Source organism: Bradyrhizobium canariense, from assembly GCF_018130465.1.
GTDB lineage: Bacteria > Pseudomonadota > Alphaproteobacteria > Rhizobiales > Xanthobacteraceae > Bradyrhizobium > Bradyrhizobium canariense_C.
Genome location: NZ_JAFCKJ010000014.1, coordinates 1 through 15,161, shown reverse-complemented (window position 1 = coordinate 15,161; position 15,161 = coordinate 1). Strand labels below are relative to the sequence as shown.

General features: G+C 65.1%; 21 protein-coding genes and 1 tRNA gene. 15 read left to right on the top strand and 7 right to left on the bottom strand.

Going from position 1 to position 15,161, the window contains the following annotated elements; all coding sequences use genetic code 11:
• Nucleotide 1 precedes the first annotated feature (1 nt).
• Nucleotides 2-856: a LysR family transcriptional regulator gene (locus JQ591_RS28500; RefSeq protein WP_211399329.1), complete on the bottom strand. Its 855-nt coding sequence runs from the start codon at nt 854-856 to the stop codon at nt 2-4.
• Nucleotides 857-967: 111 nt separating this feature from the next.
• On the opposite strand from JQ591_RS28500, the gene JQ591_RS28495 reads away from it, so the two are divergent.
• Nucleotides 968-1,390 (top strand): tautomerase family protein, encoded by a 423-nt coding sequence (locus JQ591_RS28495; RefSeq protein ID WP_211399328.1) that lies wholly within the window; start codon nt 968-970, stop codon nt 1,388-1,390.
• Nucleotides 1,391-1,448: 58 nt separating this feature from the next.
• On the opposite strand, the gene JQ591_RS28490 is transcribed toward JQ591_RS28495, so the two are convergent.
• Both JQ591_RS28490 and lipB read right to left on the bottom strand, forming a co-directional pair.
• Nucleotides 1,449-2,162: a DNA helicase gene (locus JQ591_RS28490; protein WP_211399327.1), complete on the bottom strand. Its 714-nt coding sequence runs from the start codon at nt 2,160-2,162 to the stop codon at nt 1,449-1,451.
• A 197-nt stretch (nt 2,163-2,359) separates the two neighbouring features.
• Nucleotides 2,360-3,094 (bottom strand): lipoyl(octanoyl) transferase LipB, encoded by a 735-nt coding sequence (lipB, locus tag JQ591_RS28485; RefSeq protein WP_211399326.1) that lies wholly within the window; start codon nt 3,092-3,094, stop codon nt 2,360-2,362.
• Between the two features lie 80 nt (nt 3,095-3,174).
• Between lipB and JQ591_RS28480 the strand changes: the two genes are divergently transcribed.
• The 5 genes from JQ591_RS28480 to JQ591_RS35480 all read left to right on the top strand — a co-directional run bounded on the left by JQ591_RS28480 (nt 3,175) and on the right by JQ591_RS35480 (nt 5,627).
• Nucleotides 3,175-3,417, top strand: coding sequence for a FliM/FliN family flagellar motor switch protein (locus tag JQ591_RS28480; RefSeq protein ID WP_011088012.1), 243 nt, complete (start codon nt 3,175-3,177; stop codon nt 3,415-3,417).
• Nucleotides 3,418-3,583: 166 nt separating this feature from the next.
• Nucleotides 3,584-3,668 (top strand) — tRNA-Leu (locus JQ591_RS28475).
• A 453-nt stretch (nt 3,669-4,121) separates the two neighbouring features.
• A complete protein-coding gene (locus tag JQ591_RS28470) occupies nt 4,122-4,325 on the top strand; it encodes a hypothetical protein (RefSeq protein WP_211399325.1) in 204 nt (67 codons plus the stop codon).
• A complete protein-coding gene (locus JQ591_RS28465) occupies nt 4,325-5,071 on the top strand; it encodes a Crp/Fnr family transcriptional regulator (RefSeq protein ID WP_211399324.1) in 747 nt (248 codons plus the stop codon). The genes JQ591_RS28470 and JQ591_RS28465 overlap by 1 nt, the downstream gene beginning before the upstream one ends.
• A gap of 355 nt (nt 5,072-5,426) precedes the next feature.
• Nucleotides 5,427-5,627 (top strand): hypothetical protein, encoded by a 201-nt coding sequence (locus JQ591_RS35480; RefSeq protein ID WP_249137854.1) that lies wholly within the window; start codon nt 5,427-5,429, stop codon nt 5,625-5,627.
• On the opposite strand, the gene JQ591_RS28460 is transcribed toward JQ591_RS35480, so the two are convergent.
• On the bottom strand, nt 5,579-5,746 hold the full coding sequence (locus JQ591_RS28460; RefSeq protein WP_211399323.1) for a hypothetical protein: 168 nt from the start codon (nt 5,744-5,746) through the stop codon (nt 5,579-5,581). The genes JQ591_RS35480 and JQ591_RS28460 overlap by 49 nt on opposite strands.
• A 356-nt stretch (nt 5,747-6,102) precedes the next feature.
• Between JQ591_RS28460 and JQ591_RS28455 the strand changes: the two genes are divergently transcribed.
• The 4 genes from JQ591_RS28455 to JQ591_RS28440 all read left to right on the top strand — a co-directional run bounded on the left by JQ591_RS28455 (nt 6,103) and on the right by JQ591_RS28440 (nt 7,669).
• Entirely contained in the window at nt 6,103-6,309 is a 207-nt protein-coding gene (locus JQ591_RS28455; protein WP_249137852.1) for a hypothetical protein, read from the top strand.
• Nucleotides 6,310-6,376: 67 nt separating this feature from the next.
• On the top strand, nt 6,377-6,520 hold the full coding sequence (locus JQ591_RS28450; protein ID WP_211399487.1) for a hypothetical protein: 144 nt from the start codon (nt 6,377-6,379) through the stop codon (nt 6,518-6,520).
• Nucleotides 6,517-7,422 carry an NAD(P)/FAD-dependent oxidoreductase gene (locus JQ591_RS28445; protein WP_211399322.1) on the top strand — a complete coding sequence of 302 codons (906 nt, stop codon included), beginning with the start codon at nt 6,517-6,519 and terminating at the stop codon, nt 7,420-7,422. Before JQ591_RS28450 ends, JQ591_RS28445 begins: the two co-directional genes overlap by 4 nt.
• A gap of 58 nt (nt 7,423-7,480) precedes the next feature.
• Nucleotides 7,481-7,669: a hypothetical protein gene (locus JQ591_RS28440; RefSeq protein WP_211399321.1), complete on the top strand. Its 189-nt coding sequence runs from the start codon at nt 7,481-7,483 to the stop codon at nt 7,667-7,669.
• Nucleotides 7,670-7,690: 21 nt separating this feature from the next.
• On the opposite strand, the gene JQ591_RS28435 is transcribed toward JQ591_RS28440, so the two are convergent.
• Nucleotides 7,691-7,948 carry a hypothetical protein gene (locus JQ591_RS28435; RefSeq protein WP_249137850.1) on the bottom strand — a complete coding sequence of 86 codons (258 nt, stop codon included), beginning with the start codon at nt 7,946-7,948 and terminating at the stop codon, nt 7,691-7,693.
• 282 nt (nt 7,949-8,230) lie between these two features.
• Here JQ591_RS28435 and JQ591_RS28430 point away from each other — a divergent pair, with 282 nt between their 5' ends.
• Complete coding sequence (locus JQ591_RS28430) at nt 8,231-8,605, top strand: hypothetical protein (protein WP_211399320.1); 375 nt, start codon at nt 8,231-8,233, stop codon at nt 8,603-8,605.
• Between the two features lie 3 nt (nt 8,606-8,608).
• On the opposite strand, the gene JQ591_RS28425 is transcribed toward JQ591_RS28430, so the two are convergent.
• Together JQ591_RS28425 and JQ591_RS28420 are read right to left on the bottom strand one after the other, a co-directional pair.
• Complete coding sequence (locus JQ591_RS28425; protein WP_211399319.1) at nt 8,609-9,931, bottom strand: polysaccharide deacetylase family protein; 1,323 nt, start codon at nt 9,929-9,931, stop codon at nt 8,609-8,611.
• Between the two features lie 240 nt (nt 9,932-10,171).
• Nucleotides 10,172-10,945, bottom strand: coding sequence for a polysaccharide deacetylase family protein (locus tag JQ591_RS28420; protein WP_211399318.1), 774 nt, complete (start codon nt 10,943-10,945; stop codon nt 10,172-10,174).
• A 116-nt stretch (nt 10,946-11,061) separates the two neighbouring features.
• Here JQ591_RS28420 and mgtE point away from each other — a divergent pair, with 116 nt between their 5' ends.
• The 4 genes from mgtE to JQ591_RS28400 all read left to right on the top strand — a co-directional run bounded on the left by mgtE (nt 11,062) and on the right by JQ591_RS28400 (nt 14,996).
• On the top strand, nt 11,062-12,483 hold the full coding sequence (gene mgtE, locus JQ591_RS28415; RefSeq protein WP_211399317.1) for a magnesium transporter: 1,422 nt from the start codon (nt 11,062-11,064) through the stop codon (nt 12,481-12,483).
• A gap of 206 nt (nt 12,484-12,689) precedes the next feature.
• Entirely contained in the window at nt 12,690-12,992 is a 303-nt protein-coding gene (locus tag JQ591_RS28410) for a helix-turn-helix domain-containing protein (protein ID WP_211399316.1), read from the top strand.
• Between the two features lie 131 nt (nt 12,993-13,123).
• Nucleotides 13,124-13,942 (top strand): aldo/keto reductase, encoded by an 819-nt coding sequence (locus JQ591_RS28405; protein WP_211399315.1) that lies wholly within the window; start codon nt 13,124-13,126, stop codon nt 13,940-13,942.
• A gap of 49 nt (nt 13,943-13,991) precedes the next feature.
• Entirely contained in the window at nt 13,992-14,996 is a 1,005-nt protein-coding gene (locus JQ591_RS28400) for a hypothetical protein (RefSeq protein ID WP_211399314.1), read from the top strand.
• Nucleotides 14,997-15,161: the final 165 nt, after the last annotated feature.

Here is a 15,161-nt window from a genome sequence, read left to right as displayed (position 1 = left end):
GTCAGACCGCCGCCACGCTCCGAAACGTGGCGGCCACCGCGCGCAGCGCCGCAAGCTTGGCGGGATCGCTGACCTTCGAATGCAGCATCACCTTCGAGCTGCCGAGTTTCGGCAGCTTGTTGGCGGGGCCGACATCGACCAATCCGGGAGGTGCGATCCGCCGCGCCAGTGGCGCAATCGCAAGTCCGGCAAGGGCGGCCGCGACCACCGCCGTGACGCCGCCGCCGACGAAGCGTTCGCGCCAGGCGATGCCGGCCTTGTCGAGCGCACGCACGGCGATGGCGCGGACGCCGCAGGGCGGGGCAAGCGTCGCGAGCGGCAGCTGTTCGCCTTTCGGCAAGGCAAAGCGTCTTGACGCGAACCAGCCGAACTCGTCCTCGGCCAGCCTCTCGCCGCCGCGGCGGCTGCCTTCCTGGCGCACGATCACCGCATCCAGCTGGCCGGCGTCATAAGCCTCCTGCATCTCGCGCGAGAAGCCGATGGTGACGGCGAGCGTGAGGTTCGAGGACATCGCATGCAGCCGTTCGAGCAGCGGTACCAGTTCCGGCCCCGCAGCATGGTCGGAGATGCCAAGCGAGAGCGACTGCGCGACTGAGGCCTCGCCCGACAGCGCGCGGTCATGCGCCTGCATCAGCGCGCGGGCGCGATCGAGGAACGTCGCGCCGTCCGCCGTGAGCCGGACCGCGCGCGGCGAGCGCTCGACAAGGCGCTTGCCGAGCAGCGTTTCCAGCCGTTGCAGCTTCAGACTGACCGCCGCCTGCGTCGTGCCGAGCGCTTCGGCTGTGCGGGTAAAGCTCTGGAGGTCGGCGACCAGCAGGAAGGCCTGGACGGTGGCGATGTCGAGTGTTGCTGTCATTAAGATATCTTATCACTGCTATCAACAGAGATAAGATACCAAAATGTCGAGGGCAGGTCTAGCTTCTCACCAACGCCGCGCGAACCGCGCGACATCATGAGGAGAACGACCATGCCGCTGATCACCGTGTCCTACACCACCTCGCGCCAGTCGCCCTCGCTGAAGGCCGACATCGCGAACGCCGTGTCAGAGCTCACCGCAAAAATCCTGCACAAGGACCCCGAGGTCACCGCCATCATCGTGAAGCCGGTCGATGCGGGCGACTGGTTCGCCGGCGGCAAGTCGCTCGCCGAGCAAAAGCTCGCGAGCTACTGGATCGACATCCACGTCAGCGAAGGCACCAACACCAAGGACGAGAAGGCCGCCTATCTTGCCGCGATGTTCAAGCGCATGGCCGGGATCCTGGGCCCGCTGCATCACGAGACCTATCTGCACGTCGACGAGGTCAAGGGCGATGCCTACGGCTTTGGCGGCCTGACCCAGGAGCGGCGCTACATCGCCGGCAAGCTCGAGGTTTCGCCGGAAAAGGCGTGAGGACGGAGGCCGCGGGTGAACAATCGCACCCGCGGCCTGAACCGGTTGCGAGGGATCGTCAGCCCGCTATTCGAAACTGAACTTCGGAATTGTTCAGGAAACAGGTCTTGTCGAACAGCTTCAGGTCGAGCGGGTTCGGCAGCCTGACATCGTCGAGGTCAGGGCAGGGCTTGACCGCGGGATCATAGGAACGGTCGATCTGCGAGATGAGGACGACGATCAATCCCTTGTCGCGCGCGAATGATTTCAGCGCGCGCACCTGAACGGTGAGGTCGGGGTTTTCCCGCCGCTGGTCGAGCAGTTGCAGATAGTCGATCACCACGACCGTGCCGCGCGGTGCCGCGCCCATCTGCTTGACGACGTAGTCGGCACTGATGGCGTCGGAGCAATCGACCTCGAACAGTTTTTCGAATTGCGCCGGCTCCACGCCGATCATCCGAAAGCGATCCAGAACGTCTTTCTCGGTGTATTCGAGCGAGAAGAACGCGGCGCGGTGGCCCGACCGCATCGCTTCCACGGCAAGTTCGAGGCTCATCAGGGTCTTGCCCTGGCCGGGGCGCGCCCCGACCAGCACCAGGTCACCCGGTTGGAATTGCGGGAAAAGCCTGTTGGCCGGCGTCGCCGCGGCAGCTTTCGCCGCGAGCATGCTCCAGGCGGAAAATCCTTCCGTCGCGGCGGTGCGGTCGAGCGCATCGTGCAGCGGAATGCCTTCCTCGCGCGACATGCGCTTCGCTCTTCGCTTCAGATGATAGATCGGTGCAGACAGCTTCATCGAGAGAACCTCCCATTGCGAGCATGATCGCAACCCCTCCTTATGCCTGGCGCTCGAACAGTCGGTCCGATGGTTTAGTCGCCCGGCATGAGGTCTGCTTTCCCGGCGGAGGGGGGAGGCGTGGGCGGCGCCGGGATCAAGCGTAGCCGATTCCGCGTCGGCGGAAAATGAGAGAGGCGGGCGCTCTACGGAAAGCGTTAGACTGCTTCCGGCAGCAGCGCCCGGGTCGGCCCGAACAGCTCCTCGAAGGCCTGCCGGAGCGCGACGTCGACATCGGTCATCGTCACGAGCTGGCCGAGATCGACCAGCGAGGTGACGCCGTAGCGGGGATCGGCGACGCCGCAGGGCACGATGCCGGCGAAATGCGAAAGCTCCGGCTCGACATTGATGGCGATGCCGTGGAACGACACCCAGCGCTTCAGCCGGACGCCGATCGCCGCGATCTTGTCCTCGTGCTCGGGTCCCTTGTCGGGCCGCTTGACCCAGACGCCGACCCGGTCCTCGCGCCGCTCGCCGCGGATGTTGAAGGCGCCGAGCGTCCGCAGGATCAATTCCTCCAGGCTCGCGACATAGGCCCGCACGTCCGGCCGGCGGCGCTTGAGGTCGAGCATGACATAGGCCACCCGCTGGCCGGGCCCGTGATAAGTGAGCTGCCCGCCGCGCCCGGTGGCAAAGGTCGGGAACCGCGCATCGAGCAGGTCGGTGGCCTTGCCCGAGGTGCCGGAGGTGTAGAGCGGGGGATGTTCGAGCAGCCAGACCAGCTCCGGGGCTTCATCGGCCGCGATCGCCGTGACGCGCGCCTCCATTTCGGCCACGGCCTCCGGATAGGGCACGGGCGCGTCCGAAATCCGCCACTCCACGGGGTCGCCGTCTGCGGCGGAAAACGACGCCAAATCGAGGTCTTGGCGGTGGTTTTTGGGTGAATTAACCATTGGCTAACCATAACCGGGTGATGATCCCAGGCGCAAATACCAAGTCCCTAGTCCTAGTCCCAAGTTGCGGTGGTGCTGAAGTGCCTACTCTCGACAAAGTCACCGTGGATCTCATGGTCGTCCTCGGGACGACCACCATGCCGATCCATCAAGTATTGCGTCTTTCCCGCGGTGCAATCATCGAGCTGGACGCAACCGAGGCCGACGAGGTCAAGGTTCTGGCCAATAATCTGCCGGTCGCCTCCGGCGTCGTGCTGGTCGATCGCAACCGGATCGCGGTCGAGGTCAAGCAGATGCTGCCCCGCACGCCGGGCACGCGGTAGCGGCCCGGGCACACGGTAAAGGCCGATGCCCGGGGCAAGGGGCCAGAACTTTCCTGCAAAGCTTGTGGAATTCAGGGCCTTTGGAGGCTTGTACCCCTCTGATGGATTTGTTAGATCGGCGCCGTTGATCCGGCTGGCCTTCAGGCCTCAAGCCGGCATCCCCAAAGCGCTCGTGGCGGAATTGGTAGACGCGCTGCCTTGAGGTGGCAGTGAGTAAAATCGTGGGGGTTCGAGTCCCTCCGAGCGCACCATTTGGCCACATTGGCATTGAAATCCTTCATTTTTTTCTGATGTGACATGGCATGTTGCCACGCCGTCGCCGTGCAACGTCGGCGACGAACTTTCTCCGTTCCACTGATGCCGGACTTCCCTCGATTCGCCCGTGCCAGGGGTCTCGCCGCTGCGGTCGAGGCTCGGGAGCCTGATCTATGCGGCGTGAGGCTCGCCGGCTGCTCGACGCACTGTGCGATCCGAGCAAGCTGTCGACGCCGCACAGGCCGCAGCCCGTCGGCCCGACCAGATGTCGCCGTCGCTGCTTCAGCCGGCGCGTACCGTTCGGTCCCAGCCGTAGCCGCAGACGAGTGCCACGGGACATTCCTCGGCCATCATCCGCTCATCGTGCGCCCCGCTCGATGTAAGCCGGAGCATTCTCAGGGATGCTGGGCGTGGATGCGCGATCGTGTGCGCCGGACCGAGAGCCGTGCATGGCTGTTTCGTCCTACGTCGATTCATCGACGCACAGGCCGAAGCAAGGTTTTGAACCCATAGGAACTTGCGATCCCATCTCGGGGTTTGCGTTCGAGTTCAAGTGGCAAACCACGATGGCATTCAATCCCCAGGGACTGCAATGCACGATCACCATTCCCCTCAGCAAGCGGGCGCTCCATACGCCGGCGGCGGCCGGTTGATGTCCTTGTCGACGCCAGAACGCAGCCTGGTGAGCCCGGCCATTCGCCGGCTGGACGTGCTGATGCCCTTGTCGACTGAGGCCCGCACCTCGCTCGAATATGCAATGTTCGAGGGAATCCAGCGCGCAGGATCGGGCGAGGATCTGATCTCGGAGGGCGATCCGGTCGACAGCGTCCGCCTCGTGCTGTCGGGCTGGCTCTGCCGCTACAAGACGCTCGAGGACGGCCGGCGCCAGATCGTCAATTTTCTCTTCCCCGGCGAAAGTTGCGACGCGTACGCGTTCCTGCTGTCGGTGATGGATCACTCCATCGCGACGATGACGCCGGTCGTCTACGCCGAAATCAAGCGCGCGCGGTTCGAGGATCTGATGGCGAGTGATCGCTCGCTGGCAGAAGCGTTCTGGTGCGAGACCCTCGTCAACAACGCCATCCAGCGCGAATGGGCTATCAATCTCGGCCGCCGAACGGCCTTTGAACGCGTGGCCCATCTGTTCTGCGAGATCATCGAGCGGCTGCGCCCCGTCGGCTTGGTCGACGGCAATTCCTGCGTGATGCCGGTGACGCAAATGGATCTTGCGGATGCCACCGGGCTGTCGGTCGTCCATCTCAATCGCACGGTTCAGGAGCTGCGTGCCTCCGGCCTGATCGTGCTGCGCGATCGCACGCTGACCATCACCGATCTCGATGCGCTCAAGGACGCGGCGCTGTTCTCGCCGAGCTATCTGCAATTCTATCGGCGGGGCTGAACGCTCTCTCACTTGGAAGCGACTCGTGGGTCTTCGGCCGAAGACCGTACCCGGTCGGCGGCTACTCGATCCAGGTCAGCGTGCGCGGATGATTTTGAGCGGACGGCTGGTTTTGAGTAACTTACGTAACTTACGCAAAGGCGCTTTCGTCCCGAAGACTTCTATCGTTCGCGCAGCGCCGAGTGGTGATGGAAAGCGCGATGTTGCGGGAAGAGGAGGACCTCCGATCCCTTGCCCGAGGCGTGGAGAAACCGTTCGCGGTCCAAAACGTTGAGCCTGCGGTCCGGTCTGGCTATGGAAGCCGTCGGAGATGGACGCAACGGCGCGCTCTGCCCATGAACAGGGAGAACTCCTCATGTTGACGCGGCGTCGTGTCAAGCAAACGGATGCACTGGAAATGCGCCTGGCCGCGGAGGCCGAGCGGCTTCGCGAGCAGGCCAAGTCGCTTCCGCCCGGGGCTGCGCGCGACGAGATGTTGCGCAAGGCGCGTCAAGCGGAAACCGGTTCTCAGATGAGCGAGTGGCTGCGGTCGCCGGGGCTACAGCCGCCGGAATAGAAGCGGGCGACGCGAAACGTCCAGCGCGCCGCCGGGATGGTGCCCCAGGCAACGCCGCTTCGCCGCCCGGTGAGGCCTGCCGTTTCCACGCTGTCCTTCGCGCTGGAAAAATCACGCACCGTAAATTTATTGAAATGCCGGAACCCGCGGTTGCCGCCGAAGTTGCAAACGCTGCCGGGCTGGACCGCCCCAACCGGCACGAAACCTGGCCCCGACGCCCAACTCCCGCCGGGGCCAAATTTCCTTCCATCCAAAGTGCTTTGCGAAAGTACAATGACCGCCAAACGCAACCGCAGGAAGCAGACCCAATCGCTCCACGAGCGGTTGGCGATATTCGTCGAAAACGCTCGCGCGCGTGCGCGCAGCCTGCCGCCCGGCAAGGAGCGCGAGTTGCTGCTACGACGCGCCAACCAGAACGAGGCGACCTTGAACCTGACGGACTGGCTGAGCGCGCCGTCTGCCCGAGACGAGCACCGTGACCGTGCGGAGCCTCGAGCATTACCGCGCGTTCCAGATTGATCCGGACGGGCAGGTGTTCGGAAGCGTCGACCTGGTCTGCGACGATGATGAGCAGGCCAAGCGCGAGGCCGCCTCGCTCGTGCTGATGCATTGCATCGAACTGTGGCGGCTGGACCGACGCATCGCGCGATTCGATCTATCGCCGGAAGTTGTTCGCCAATAGAGGGGGCGAGGAACCGCGCGCTGCGCCCCGGGTTGGTCGGACTGTACCGATCGCGCCAGGAGCCTGCATGACGGACGCCGACATTCGCCAAGGGATGCCATCCGTCAAGCTCTCGCGCGACGCCTTCGAGCGCCGCTACAGGGTTCGTCGATCCCGAAGCGAACACCTTCGGGAGCCCGGTGCAGGCCTTTCCGATCCCAATCCCAAATGACTGGTGATGATCGGTCGCATGACTGCCTGATCGTCGGCGGCGGCCCCGCCGGGCTGATGGCCGCGATTTACCTCGCGCGATTTCGGCGCCGCGTCTGTGTCGTGGACGCAGGCGCGAGCCGGGCGGCGCTGATCCCGCGCAGTCACAATGTGCCGGGCTTCGTCCACGGCCTATCGGGCACCGACCTGCTCGCGCGCATGTCCGCGCAACTGGGCGAGTTCGCGGTCACGCGGGTTGAGGCCGAGGTCACTGTCTTGCGGCGGCACGACCAGGGTTTTCAGGCGATCTGGAACGGCGGCGCGCATGAGGCCGCCACTGTCATCCTTGCCTGCGGCATCGTCGACACCCATCCGCCGTTCGACGAATGGCGCGCCGCGGTCGCGGACGGGCTGTTGCGCTACTGTCCCGTCTGCGACGCCTTCGAGGCGATCGGCCGCCGCATCGGCATTGTCGGTCCGCTTCACCGTGCCGCCGCCAAGGCGCTGTTCCTGCGCGGCTACTCGCGCGACGTGACGTTGCTCGCGACCGGACAGGATGACGGGAAGGCCGCAGCATCGGAGCTGACTGAAGCGGGTGTCGAGGTCGTGGTTGCGCCCGGCCTGCGCCTGAGGCGGAGAGACCACAGCGTCGAAGCCGTCTTCGCCGACGGCCGGACGGCGCAATTCGAGATGGTCTACCCCGCGATGGGGGCCGAGGTACGCTCGTATCTTGCGGTGACGCTGGGGGCCGAACATACCGGGGAGGGTTACCTGAAAGTCGACGACCATCAGCGCACCTCGGTCGACGGGCTCTACGGGATCGGCGACGTCGTCACCGACCTGCACCAGATATCGGTCGCGTTCGGCCACGCCGCGGTCGCTGCCTGCACGGTCCACCACAGCCTGCCGCGGCGGCTGGCATGATCGCTCTCCGGATGGCGGTGGCTCCCAATCGATCGGAACTGAATGGAAGGACAAGCCTATGCTGGAAGAGAAACTCACGGAAGCCATCGTCGAGGAGCTAAAGCGGCAGGCGGCCATCCAGCCGCAATCGCTGCAGGTCGAACGCGCGGACGATGCGAAAGCCTCGGAGGAGCTTGTCGTCAACGGCAGGATCGACTTGGCCGCGCTGGTCATGGTGATCGCGGGATCGGTCGCCGGCGGACCCTAGTCCGGCCGGTCAACAGCGCCCTCAGCCATATTCCTCGCCGATGCCGTATTCCCGGTAGATCTCCAGCGGATCGAGGTCGGGAAACAGCCGGCATTTGGCCTGGGCGAGATGCAGGGTCACCGCTGCCGGCTCCTTGCCGTTCGAGAGCATCTTGCGGAGGTCGTCCATATGCGCGTTCGGCTGGTGCTTGGTTTCGAGCTGCTCCAGCGCGACCAGCGCGGTCGCCAGCGCCTCGGTCAGAACCCAGTCGTCGTGGCCGGTGATTCCCTTCTTCGGCATCGGCAGACTCCGCATGTGGTGGCGATAGTCTATCGCGGCTTCGGCCAAATCTCCATCGAGCCATTGCGGCGCGCGGAACGGGCCGACGGGCCGTGCTCCGGCTTGCATTATGGCCGCGCGTGGCTAAAAGGCGGCATTGCAGGGGCGATAGTATCTTTGTTGAAACAAAATTGGCGTAGACGGGCCTGCACGGCATCCAGGCCGGCTGTTTCCGGTCTGGGCCCCCTGATCCCCGCATTCGCAACGCGATCCGGTTGCGCTACCCCCAAGGCTTGAGCCCGCATGGTCTTTCTAAGCTTCGTCTATCGCTTCGTGACCAACTTCGCATTCATGGCGATGGTCTATTTCAGCCTGAATTTCATGGAGAAATACCAGAATCGGGCGATCATCGCGATCCTGGTGCTGGTCTATACCGGCATGCGCGCGGCCTCGACGCTGCGGGCGTTCTATTTCTATCAGAAGATCGAGAAGCTGGAAGCCGAGACCAAGCGCCTTCAGGCCCCGATCAATGACGGCGCGGGCGGAACGAGTGTGCGCAAGCAGGTCGTGGTCGATGTCGCGCGGCTGCGGCGCGACGGCGAGATCAAGTCCTATATGGACCTGTTCTTCCTGGCGCTGATCGTGTTGCTCTGCGTCGCCAACATCATGCGGCAGTAGGCTCTACTGCGCGCGCTTCTTCAGGCTCGCCACGCGGGTCGGGCGAGGCGCGGCGCTCTTCGGGGCCGTGCTCTTGGAAGCCGTGCTCTTGGCCTGCGCTGCATGCTTCGGTGCGGCATGTGCAGCAGCGTGCGCGGCGCGGGGAGCGTGTGACTTGCCGGCCTTGCCCTTGGCCGCACGAGGCGTCTCGGCTGCCATTGCCAGCCGCGTCGCGGCGCGCCGCGACAAGGTCGTCGACAGCAGCACCTCGACCGAGCCCTCTGGGATCGCAAAGAGATCGCGGCCGGGCACGGGCAGGGTGGCCGCGACATTGGCGAGCGCCATGGTCTTGCGCGGCAGCAGCGGTTGATGCTCGGTCTGCGCGTTGAGGTCGGCCAGCGAGGGCGCCGGGAGCGTTCTGGTCTGCGCGAACACGAAGTTCGGCACGGCCGGCCAGCGCGCGATCGGCACAGTCTCGGTCGGCGGATGCAGCAGCCATTCCACCGGCGTTGTCGGCGTCGCCGGCCGCTCGGCGGTCGCGGGCACCACGTGCACGATGCGATAGCCGCGCGCCTTGAGGTCGCGGATGATCTTCGGCAGCGCCGCCACCGTGCGGGCCTGGATGTCGTGCAGCAGCAGGATGCCCTTGCCCTTGGCCTCAAGCCGCTGGATCGCGAGCTGATAGACGCGGTCGGACGACACATGGCGCCAGTCGTCGGCCGGGAAATCGGCGCTCCAGACCTGGATGCCGCGCGAGATCAGAAGGTTCTCGACGCCGTCGGCGCGCATCAGGCCGGGAATGCGGAAGAACGGCGCGAGCTTGGACGGATCGGTCATTGCGGCCGACGTCCACTCGATGCCGCCGTTGATCTCGGTCTCCGCCTTCTCGATCGGCATCCGGTCCATTGTGAGCGGATGCGTCATGCTGTGGGTGCCGACGGTATGGCCCGCGGCCACCAGCTTGCGCACGCCTTCCGGGTTCGCCTTGGCCTGGCCGCCGATGATGAAGAAGGTCGCCTTGATGCACTCGTCGGCGAGGATCTGCAGCACCTGATTGGAATATTTCGGCAACGGACCGTCGTCGAAGGTCAGGACGACTTCGTGGTCCTTCAGCGGCAGCGTCTCGCGGTACTGCATGGTGCCGATGCGGGGGTGCTCGTGCGGATCGACCACGAGAGTGCGGGACGTCCCGAGCGCGTCCGGATGGCCGGGGCAGTCGGCCGCAACGGCCGCCGGCGAGCCGATGGTCAGGACACCAAGGAATCCGCCGAGGAATCTGCCAAGGAATCTGCCAAGCCAAAGGACGGTCCACGATCGCGTCCGAACAACAACGCTACTTCCGATCATGAATCCCGTCTGCCCTCTTACGCGATTGCCGCCATAGTAGGTCGGAGACATCAGGAAACGGTTCAGGCGCAAGAACCGTTGCCAAGAACCGTGCCAAGAACCGTTGCCAGAACGGCTGCCAGAACGGCTGCCATGAACGGCTGCCAAGACAAGTCCCCTCGATACTTGCATGGCGTAGCATGAACAGACTGTTAATAGGGCCCAAATCACCCCATTTTGCGCCGGCGTGACATTCCGGCATCAATGCGCGTCGGCATTCTTCTGTGATGTGCCCGCCGGCACGATGTGAACCACCCGATAGCCGTTCTCCCTCAGATACCGCAGGAAGGCCGGCATGATCGCGGCCGTGCGCGCCTTGGGATCGTGGAACAGGATGATACCCTTGCCGGCAGCGGCGAGACGCTCGGTGACGAGCTTCAATTCCTGCTCCGGCGTCATCTCGTTCCAGTCGCTGGCCCACAGGTCAGCCCCGAACACCACGATGCCGCGGGACTGGAGCAGGTCGAGCTCGGCTTGCGTGGCTTCGAAATAGGGAAACCGGAAGAACGGCGTCGAGGGTGTCGTCGTCGACGTGCCGTGCAGCGCCATCTCGTTGGCGGCAATGCCGCGGTCGATCTCGCTCTTCGCCTTGTCGAGCGGGATCCGCGCCATGAACGGATGCGAGAAGGTGTGGTGACCGATGCTGTGGCCCTCGCGGGCGATGCGCTTGACCATGTCCGGGTGTTCGGAGGCGTGCAGGCCGATCAGGAAGAAGGTCGCGCGCACGCATTCCTGCGCCAGCGCCGCCAAGACCTTCGACGTCGTCGGCGGATGCGGTCCGTCGTCGAAGGTCAGCACGACCTCGTGATCGGCGAGGGCTAACGTCTGCGGAAAGCTCTTCAGGCCCACGCGCGGCGTGGTCTTGGCGTCGACGCTCAGAATGCGGGAGGTGCCGAGCGCGTCCTTGCGCGGGCACTCGGCGGCTTCGGTCGAGGCGATGCCGGTGAGGGCGGCGAGGACTGCGCCTGCCGACATCGAGGTCCACCTCAGTCGAAGCATCTTTGTCATTGCGCTCGCTATTGCCTTGTGGGTATTGCCTGAACCGTCAGCTCAGACCACCTGATCCAACCCGTCAAACGGCGAGGCGCGCCATGGATGAACATATGGACGGTGCCGCGTCTGCCGCGGATTCGGTACTCGACCACGTACCGATGCGCAATGAAGACGGCGAAATTCGTCACGAATTCGTCGAGGAAATCGCCCATGCGATCGAGACCGGCAACAGCGCCGCGCTGCGCGCCTGCGTTGCCGAGCTGCACGAGGCCGATCTCGGCGATCTGATCGGGGCTCTCGAGCCCGACGACCGGGTCCGCCTGGTTGAGCTGACGGGGCGCGATTTCGACTTCTCCGCGTTGAACGAGCTCGACGAGGGCGTGCGCGAGGAGATCCTCGAGGAACTGCCGCCGGAGACCGTCGCGGAGGGTGTCCGCGAGCTCGAATCCGACGACGCGGTCGAGCTGCTGGAAACCCTCGACGAGGCCGAGCAGGAGGAGATTCTCGAGAAGCTGCCGCTCAAGGAGCGCGTCGCGCTCGAGCGCAGCCTGCTTTATCCGGAAAATTCCGCCGGTCGCCGGATGCAGACCGAGTTCATCGCGGTGCCGCAGGATTTCACCGTCGGCCAGGCGATCGACTACATGCGCGAGACGCCGGATCTGCCTGAACGCTTCTACGAGATCTACGTCGTCGACAAGGAACAGCACTGGCAGGGCGCGGTCTCACTCGACGTGCTGCTCCGCGCCCGCCGCCCGGTGGCGCTTGCCGAGCTGACCGACGAGAATCGCCGCCGCGTCTCCGTCCTGGAGGACCAGGAGGAGGTGGCGCGCATGTTCGGCAAGTACAATCTCGTCGCAGCCCCCGTGCTCGACACCCAGGACCGCCTCGTCGGTGTCATCACCGTCGACGACGTCGTCGACGTCATCGAGGAAGAGGCGGACGAGGACCTCAAGGCGCTCGGCGGCGTCAACAGCGACGAAGAGCTGTCCGACACCGTGTTCACCATTGCACGCGCGCGGTTCAACTGGCTGCTGGTCAATCTCGCCACCGCCTTTCTGGCGTCCTCCGTGCTTGGCCTGTTCGAGGGCCAGCTCGAGAAGATGGTGGCGCTCGCCGTGCTGGCGCCGATCGTCGCAAGCCAGGGCGGCAATGCCGCGACCCAGACCATGACGGTCGCGGTGCGGGCGCTGGCGACGCGCGAGCTCGGCTCCTCCAATGCCTGGCGCGTGGTGATGCGCGAGGGGCTGGTCGGCCTCGTCAACGGTCTCGCCTTTGCCGTCATCACGGGCGTCGCCGCGGTGGCCTGGTTCAGGATCCCGGGCCTCGGCATCGTCATCGGGCTCGCCATCATCGTGAACCTCTTCGCCGGCGCGCTCGGCGGCATCCTGATCCCGATGGCGCTGGAACGTGTCAGGGCCGATCCGGCCGTGGCCTCCGGCACGTTCGTGACAACGGTCACCGACGTCGTCGGCTTCTTCTCCTTCCTCGGCATCGCGACGCTGTGGTTCGGATTGAGGTAGGTCTGGTGTCCCGGGCGCGCTGCAACGCGCTTCGCGTTGCTGCGCAGAACCGGGACCCAGAAAGCGACACGGTACACTGCGGCGAGATGGGCCCCGGCTCTGCGGCGCACCGCTGAAGAAGCGCTGCGTCGCGTCCGGGGCACGGCCGCCATCATCTTTAATCCGAACTTAAGCGGCCTGCCGCATGATCACACCCGCTTGGGGGAATGAGCATGCGTGTGCGGCTGAAGGCGGACGGACGGATCGTCGAGTTACGGGACGGGCGGGAGTTTCCAATCCAGCCCACGACCCATGCGGTGCCGGCCGACAGCTCTTCGCTCGCGGTGCGCGATTTGCGCCGCCGCGCCTGCCTGACCCAGATGGAGTTCGCGGCCAAGCTCGGCGTTCCCGTCGAGACCATCCGCAACTGGGAGCAGGGCAAGCGGGCCCCGCGGGGACCCGCCCGCGCGCTGCTCGCCGTGATCGCGCATGCGCCCGACACCGTGTTCCAGGCGCTCGCGAAGGCCTGACGCAACCCCCCGTTAGCATTGCGCTGAATAACCCGTCCGTGGGCTGCAGCTTCCGTTGGCAGTGCCACCGGCCGGGTTCATAATGGCGGCTGGATGATGATTTGGGGCGACCGCGACAGAGAGGATTCCTCATGCTGTTCGTCGAGGCCGATGGCGCAAGGATACCGGCGATAGGGCTGGGGACCTGGGAGCTGAGCGGGCGCATGTGCGCGCGTGTGGTCGAGCAGGCGCTGCGGCTCGGCTATCGCCACATCGACACCGCACAGGTCTACGACAATGAGCGCGAGGTCGGCGACGGCTTGCGCGCTTCCGGCGTGCGCCGCGACGACGTCTTCCTGACGACAAAGGTCTGGACCAATCATTTCGCGCCACACGATCTCGAGCGCTCGGTCAAGGAGAGCCTGGCGCGGATGCGGCTTCCCTCCGTCGATCTCCTGCTGCTGCACTGGCCCAATTCGCACGTGCCGCTGGAGGAGACGCTGGGCGCGCTGTCGCACGCAAAGCGCATGGGCCTGACCCGCCACATCGGCGTTTCCAATTTCACCGTGGCGCTGATCGAGCAGGCGGTGACGTTGTCGCCGGAGCCGCTGGCCTGCAACCAGGTCGAATACCATCCTTATCTCGACCAGGCGAAGGTGAGGGCGGCCTGCGATCAGCACGGGCTTGCACTGGTCGCCTACAGCCCGATCGCCAAGGGGCGGATCAAGACCGACCAGACGCTCGCCGAGATCGGGCGTCTCCATCGCAAGACGCCGGCGCAGGTCTGCCTGCGCTGGCTGGTGCAGCAGAATGTCGCTGCGATCCCGCGGACCTCGCGCGTCGAACGTCTGTCGGAAAACATCGAGATCTTCGATTTTGAGCTTTCGGACGACGAGATGGCCCAGATCGCCGCGCTGGCCAATCCCAGGGGCCGCCTGACCGATTTCGGCTTCGCGCCAAAATGGGATTGAGAGGCGGCTGCCGTATGCTAGGACCAGCTTGGCAACCTGAAGTCAGGCAATGGAACTGCGGAAGATCATACGGACGGACATTGCAGCGTCGGCGATCGCCCATCTGACGCTGGTCGCGCTGATCATCGTGATCAGCGAAGTCCATCCGTTTCACGCCAGCCCGCCTGAATCGGTTTCCGTCAGCATCGTGACGCCGGAGCAGGTGAAGCAGGAGGAGGCCAAAGCCGAGGAGAAGGCCAAGGATGAGCTCAAGGCGAAGCCGCCGGAGCCGACCCCTGACCTGAAGCTGCCGAAGCTGGATTTCACCGACAAGGACAAGGCGGCGACCGCGCCGAAGCCCGAGTCGAAGCAGCAGGCCGCGGCACCGTCCTCGAAGCAGCAGGCCTCGCCCGAACAGCCGCAGCAGAAACAGCCGCAGCCACAGCCTGCACAGACGCCGCCGCAGCAGCGCGAGGCAAATGCGCAGACGCAACCGCAGCCTCAACAGCCACAGCCTCAGCCATCGCAGTCACCGCCGCAACAGCCGATGTCGCCGCCTCAGGCCACGCCGCAGCCCCCGGCGCCGCAGCTATTGCCACAAGCGATGCAGCAGCCAGAGGCCGCGCCGCCCCCGGCCTATCAGGCGCCGGAGCCCGACGTCACCGTCAAGTACGGCGTCATGCTGGGCCTGCCGCCGGAATTGCCGCCGGAGCTGCCGAAAGACGCCCCCAAGGACGATGGCGGCGACGCCAAGGATTCAATCGCAGCCAAGCTGCCCGCCGAAGTCATCGCCGAGCTGCGTCGTCACTTGCGAAGCTGCGCCAAGCTGCCGGCTGGGGTCGCGCCGACGGACAACGTCAACATCAAGCTGCGCACCGTGCTCGCGACCGACGGCACGCTGGCGCGCGAGCCGATCCTGATCGAGGCCCCGCCGTCCGCGAAGGGCGTAGCGCTCGTGAAGTCCGCAATGAGCGCGCTTCAGGCCTGCCAGCCCTACAAGATGCTGCCGGCCGACAAATACGGGGAATGGAAGGTGATGGATTTGCCGTTCAGCCCCAGGGATTTCGGCGGGTAGCTCTCGCTTGGGCTGCGATTGTTGCTGTGTCGCTCTGCTGTCAATCAGCCCGCACGAAAATATTCCACTTTACCGAAATTCGGTTTTGGCGTATGTGTCGCCCATCCCGGCTCATCCTTGAGGGGCGATCTTGTGGTCGTCATGTTCGCGAGCCGGGCTTGCGGT

Bases quoted from the DNA above. Each gene is read 5' to 3' on its own strand.
- JQ591_RS28490 (WP_211399327.1), bottom strand. From the start codon at position 2,162: ATGAAGCTGTCTGCACCGATCTATCATCTGAAGCGAAGAGCGAAGCGC.
- JQ591_RS28465 (WP_211399324.1), top strand. From the start codon at position 4,325: ATGTCCTTGTCGACGCCAGAACGCAGCCTGGTGAGCCCGGCCATTCGC.
- JQ591_RS28440 (WP_211399321.1), top strand. From the start codon at position 7,481: ATGCTGGAAGAGAAACTCACGGAAGCCATCGTCGAGGAGCTAAAGCGG.
- JQ591_RS28430 (WP_211399320.1), top strand. From the start codon at position 8,231: ATGGTCTTTCTAAGCTTCGTCTATCGCTTCGTGACCAACTTCGCATTC.
- JQ591_RS28445 (WP_211399322.1), top strand. From the start codon at position 6,517: ATGACTGGTGATGATCGGTCGCATGACTGCCTGATCGTCGGCGGCGGC.
- JQ591_RS28425 (WP_211399319.1), bottom strand. From the start codon at position 9,931: ATGATCGGAAGTAGCGTTGTTGTTCGGACGCGATCGTGGACCGTCCTT.
- JQ591_RS35480 (WP_249137854.1), top strand. From the start codon at position 5,427: ATGTTGACGCGGCGTCGTGTCAAGCAAACGGATGCACTGGAAATGCGC.
- lipB (WP_211399326.1), bottom strand. From the start codon at position 3,094: ATGGTTAATTCACCCAAAAACCACCGCCAAGACCTCGATTTGGCGTCG.
- JQ591_RS28500 (WP_211399329.1), bottom strand. From the start codon at position 856: ATGACAGCAACACTCGACATCGCCACCGTCCAGGCCTTCCTGCTGGTC.
- mgtE (WP_211399317.1), top strand. From the start codon at position 11,062: ATGGATGAACATATGGACGGTGCCGCGTCTGCCGCGGATTCGGTACTC.
- JQ591_RS28405 (WP_211399315.1), top strand. From the start codon at position 13,124: ATGCTGTTCGTCGAGGCCGATGGCGCAAGGATACCGGCGATAGGGCTG.
- JQ591_RS28470 (WP_211399325.1), top strand. From the start codon at position 4,122: ATGGCTGTTTCGTCCTACGTCGATTCATCGACGCACAGGCCGAAGCAA.
- JQ591_RS28420 (WP_211399318.1), bottom strand. From the start codon at position 10,945: ATGTCGGCAGGCGCAGTCCTCGCCGCCCTCACCGGCATCGCCTCGACC.
- JQ591_RS28435 (WP_249137850.1), bottom strand. From the start codon at position 7,948: ATGCCGAAGAAGGGAATCACCGGCCACGACGACTGGGTTCTGACCGAG.
- JQ591_RS28450 (WP_211399487.1), top strand. From the start codon at position 6,377: ATGACGGACGCCGACATTCGCCAAGGGATGCCATCCGTCAAGCTCTCG.
- JQ591_RS28400 (WP_211399314.1), top strand. From the start codon at position 13,992: ATGGAACTGCGGAAGATCATACGGACGGACATTGCAGCGTCGGCGATC.
- JQ591_RS28410 (WP_211399316.1), top strand. From the start codon at position 12,690: ATGAGCATGCGTGTGCGGCTGAAGGCGGACGGACGGATCGTCGAGTTA.
- JQ591_RS28495 (WP_211399328.1), top strand. From the start codon at position 968: ATGCCGCTGATCACCGTGTCCTACACCACCTCGCGCCAGTCGCCCTCG.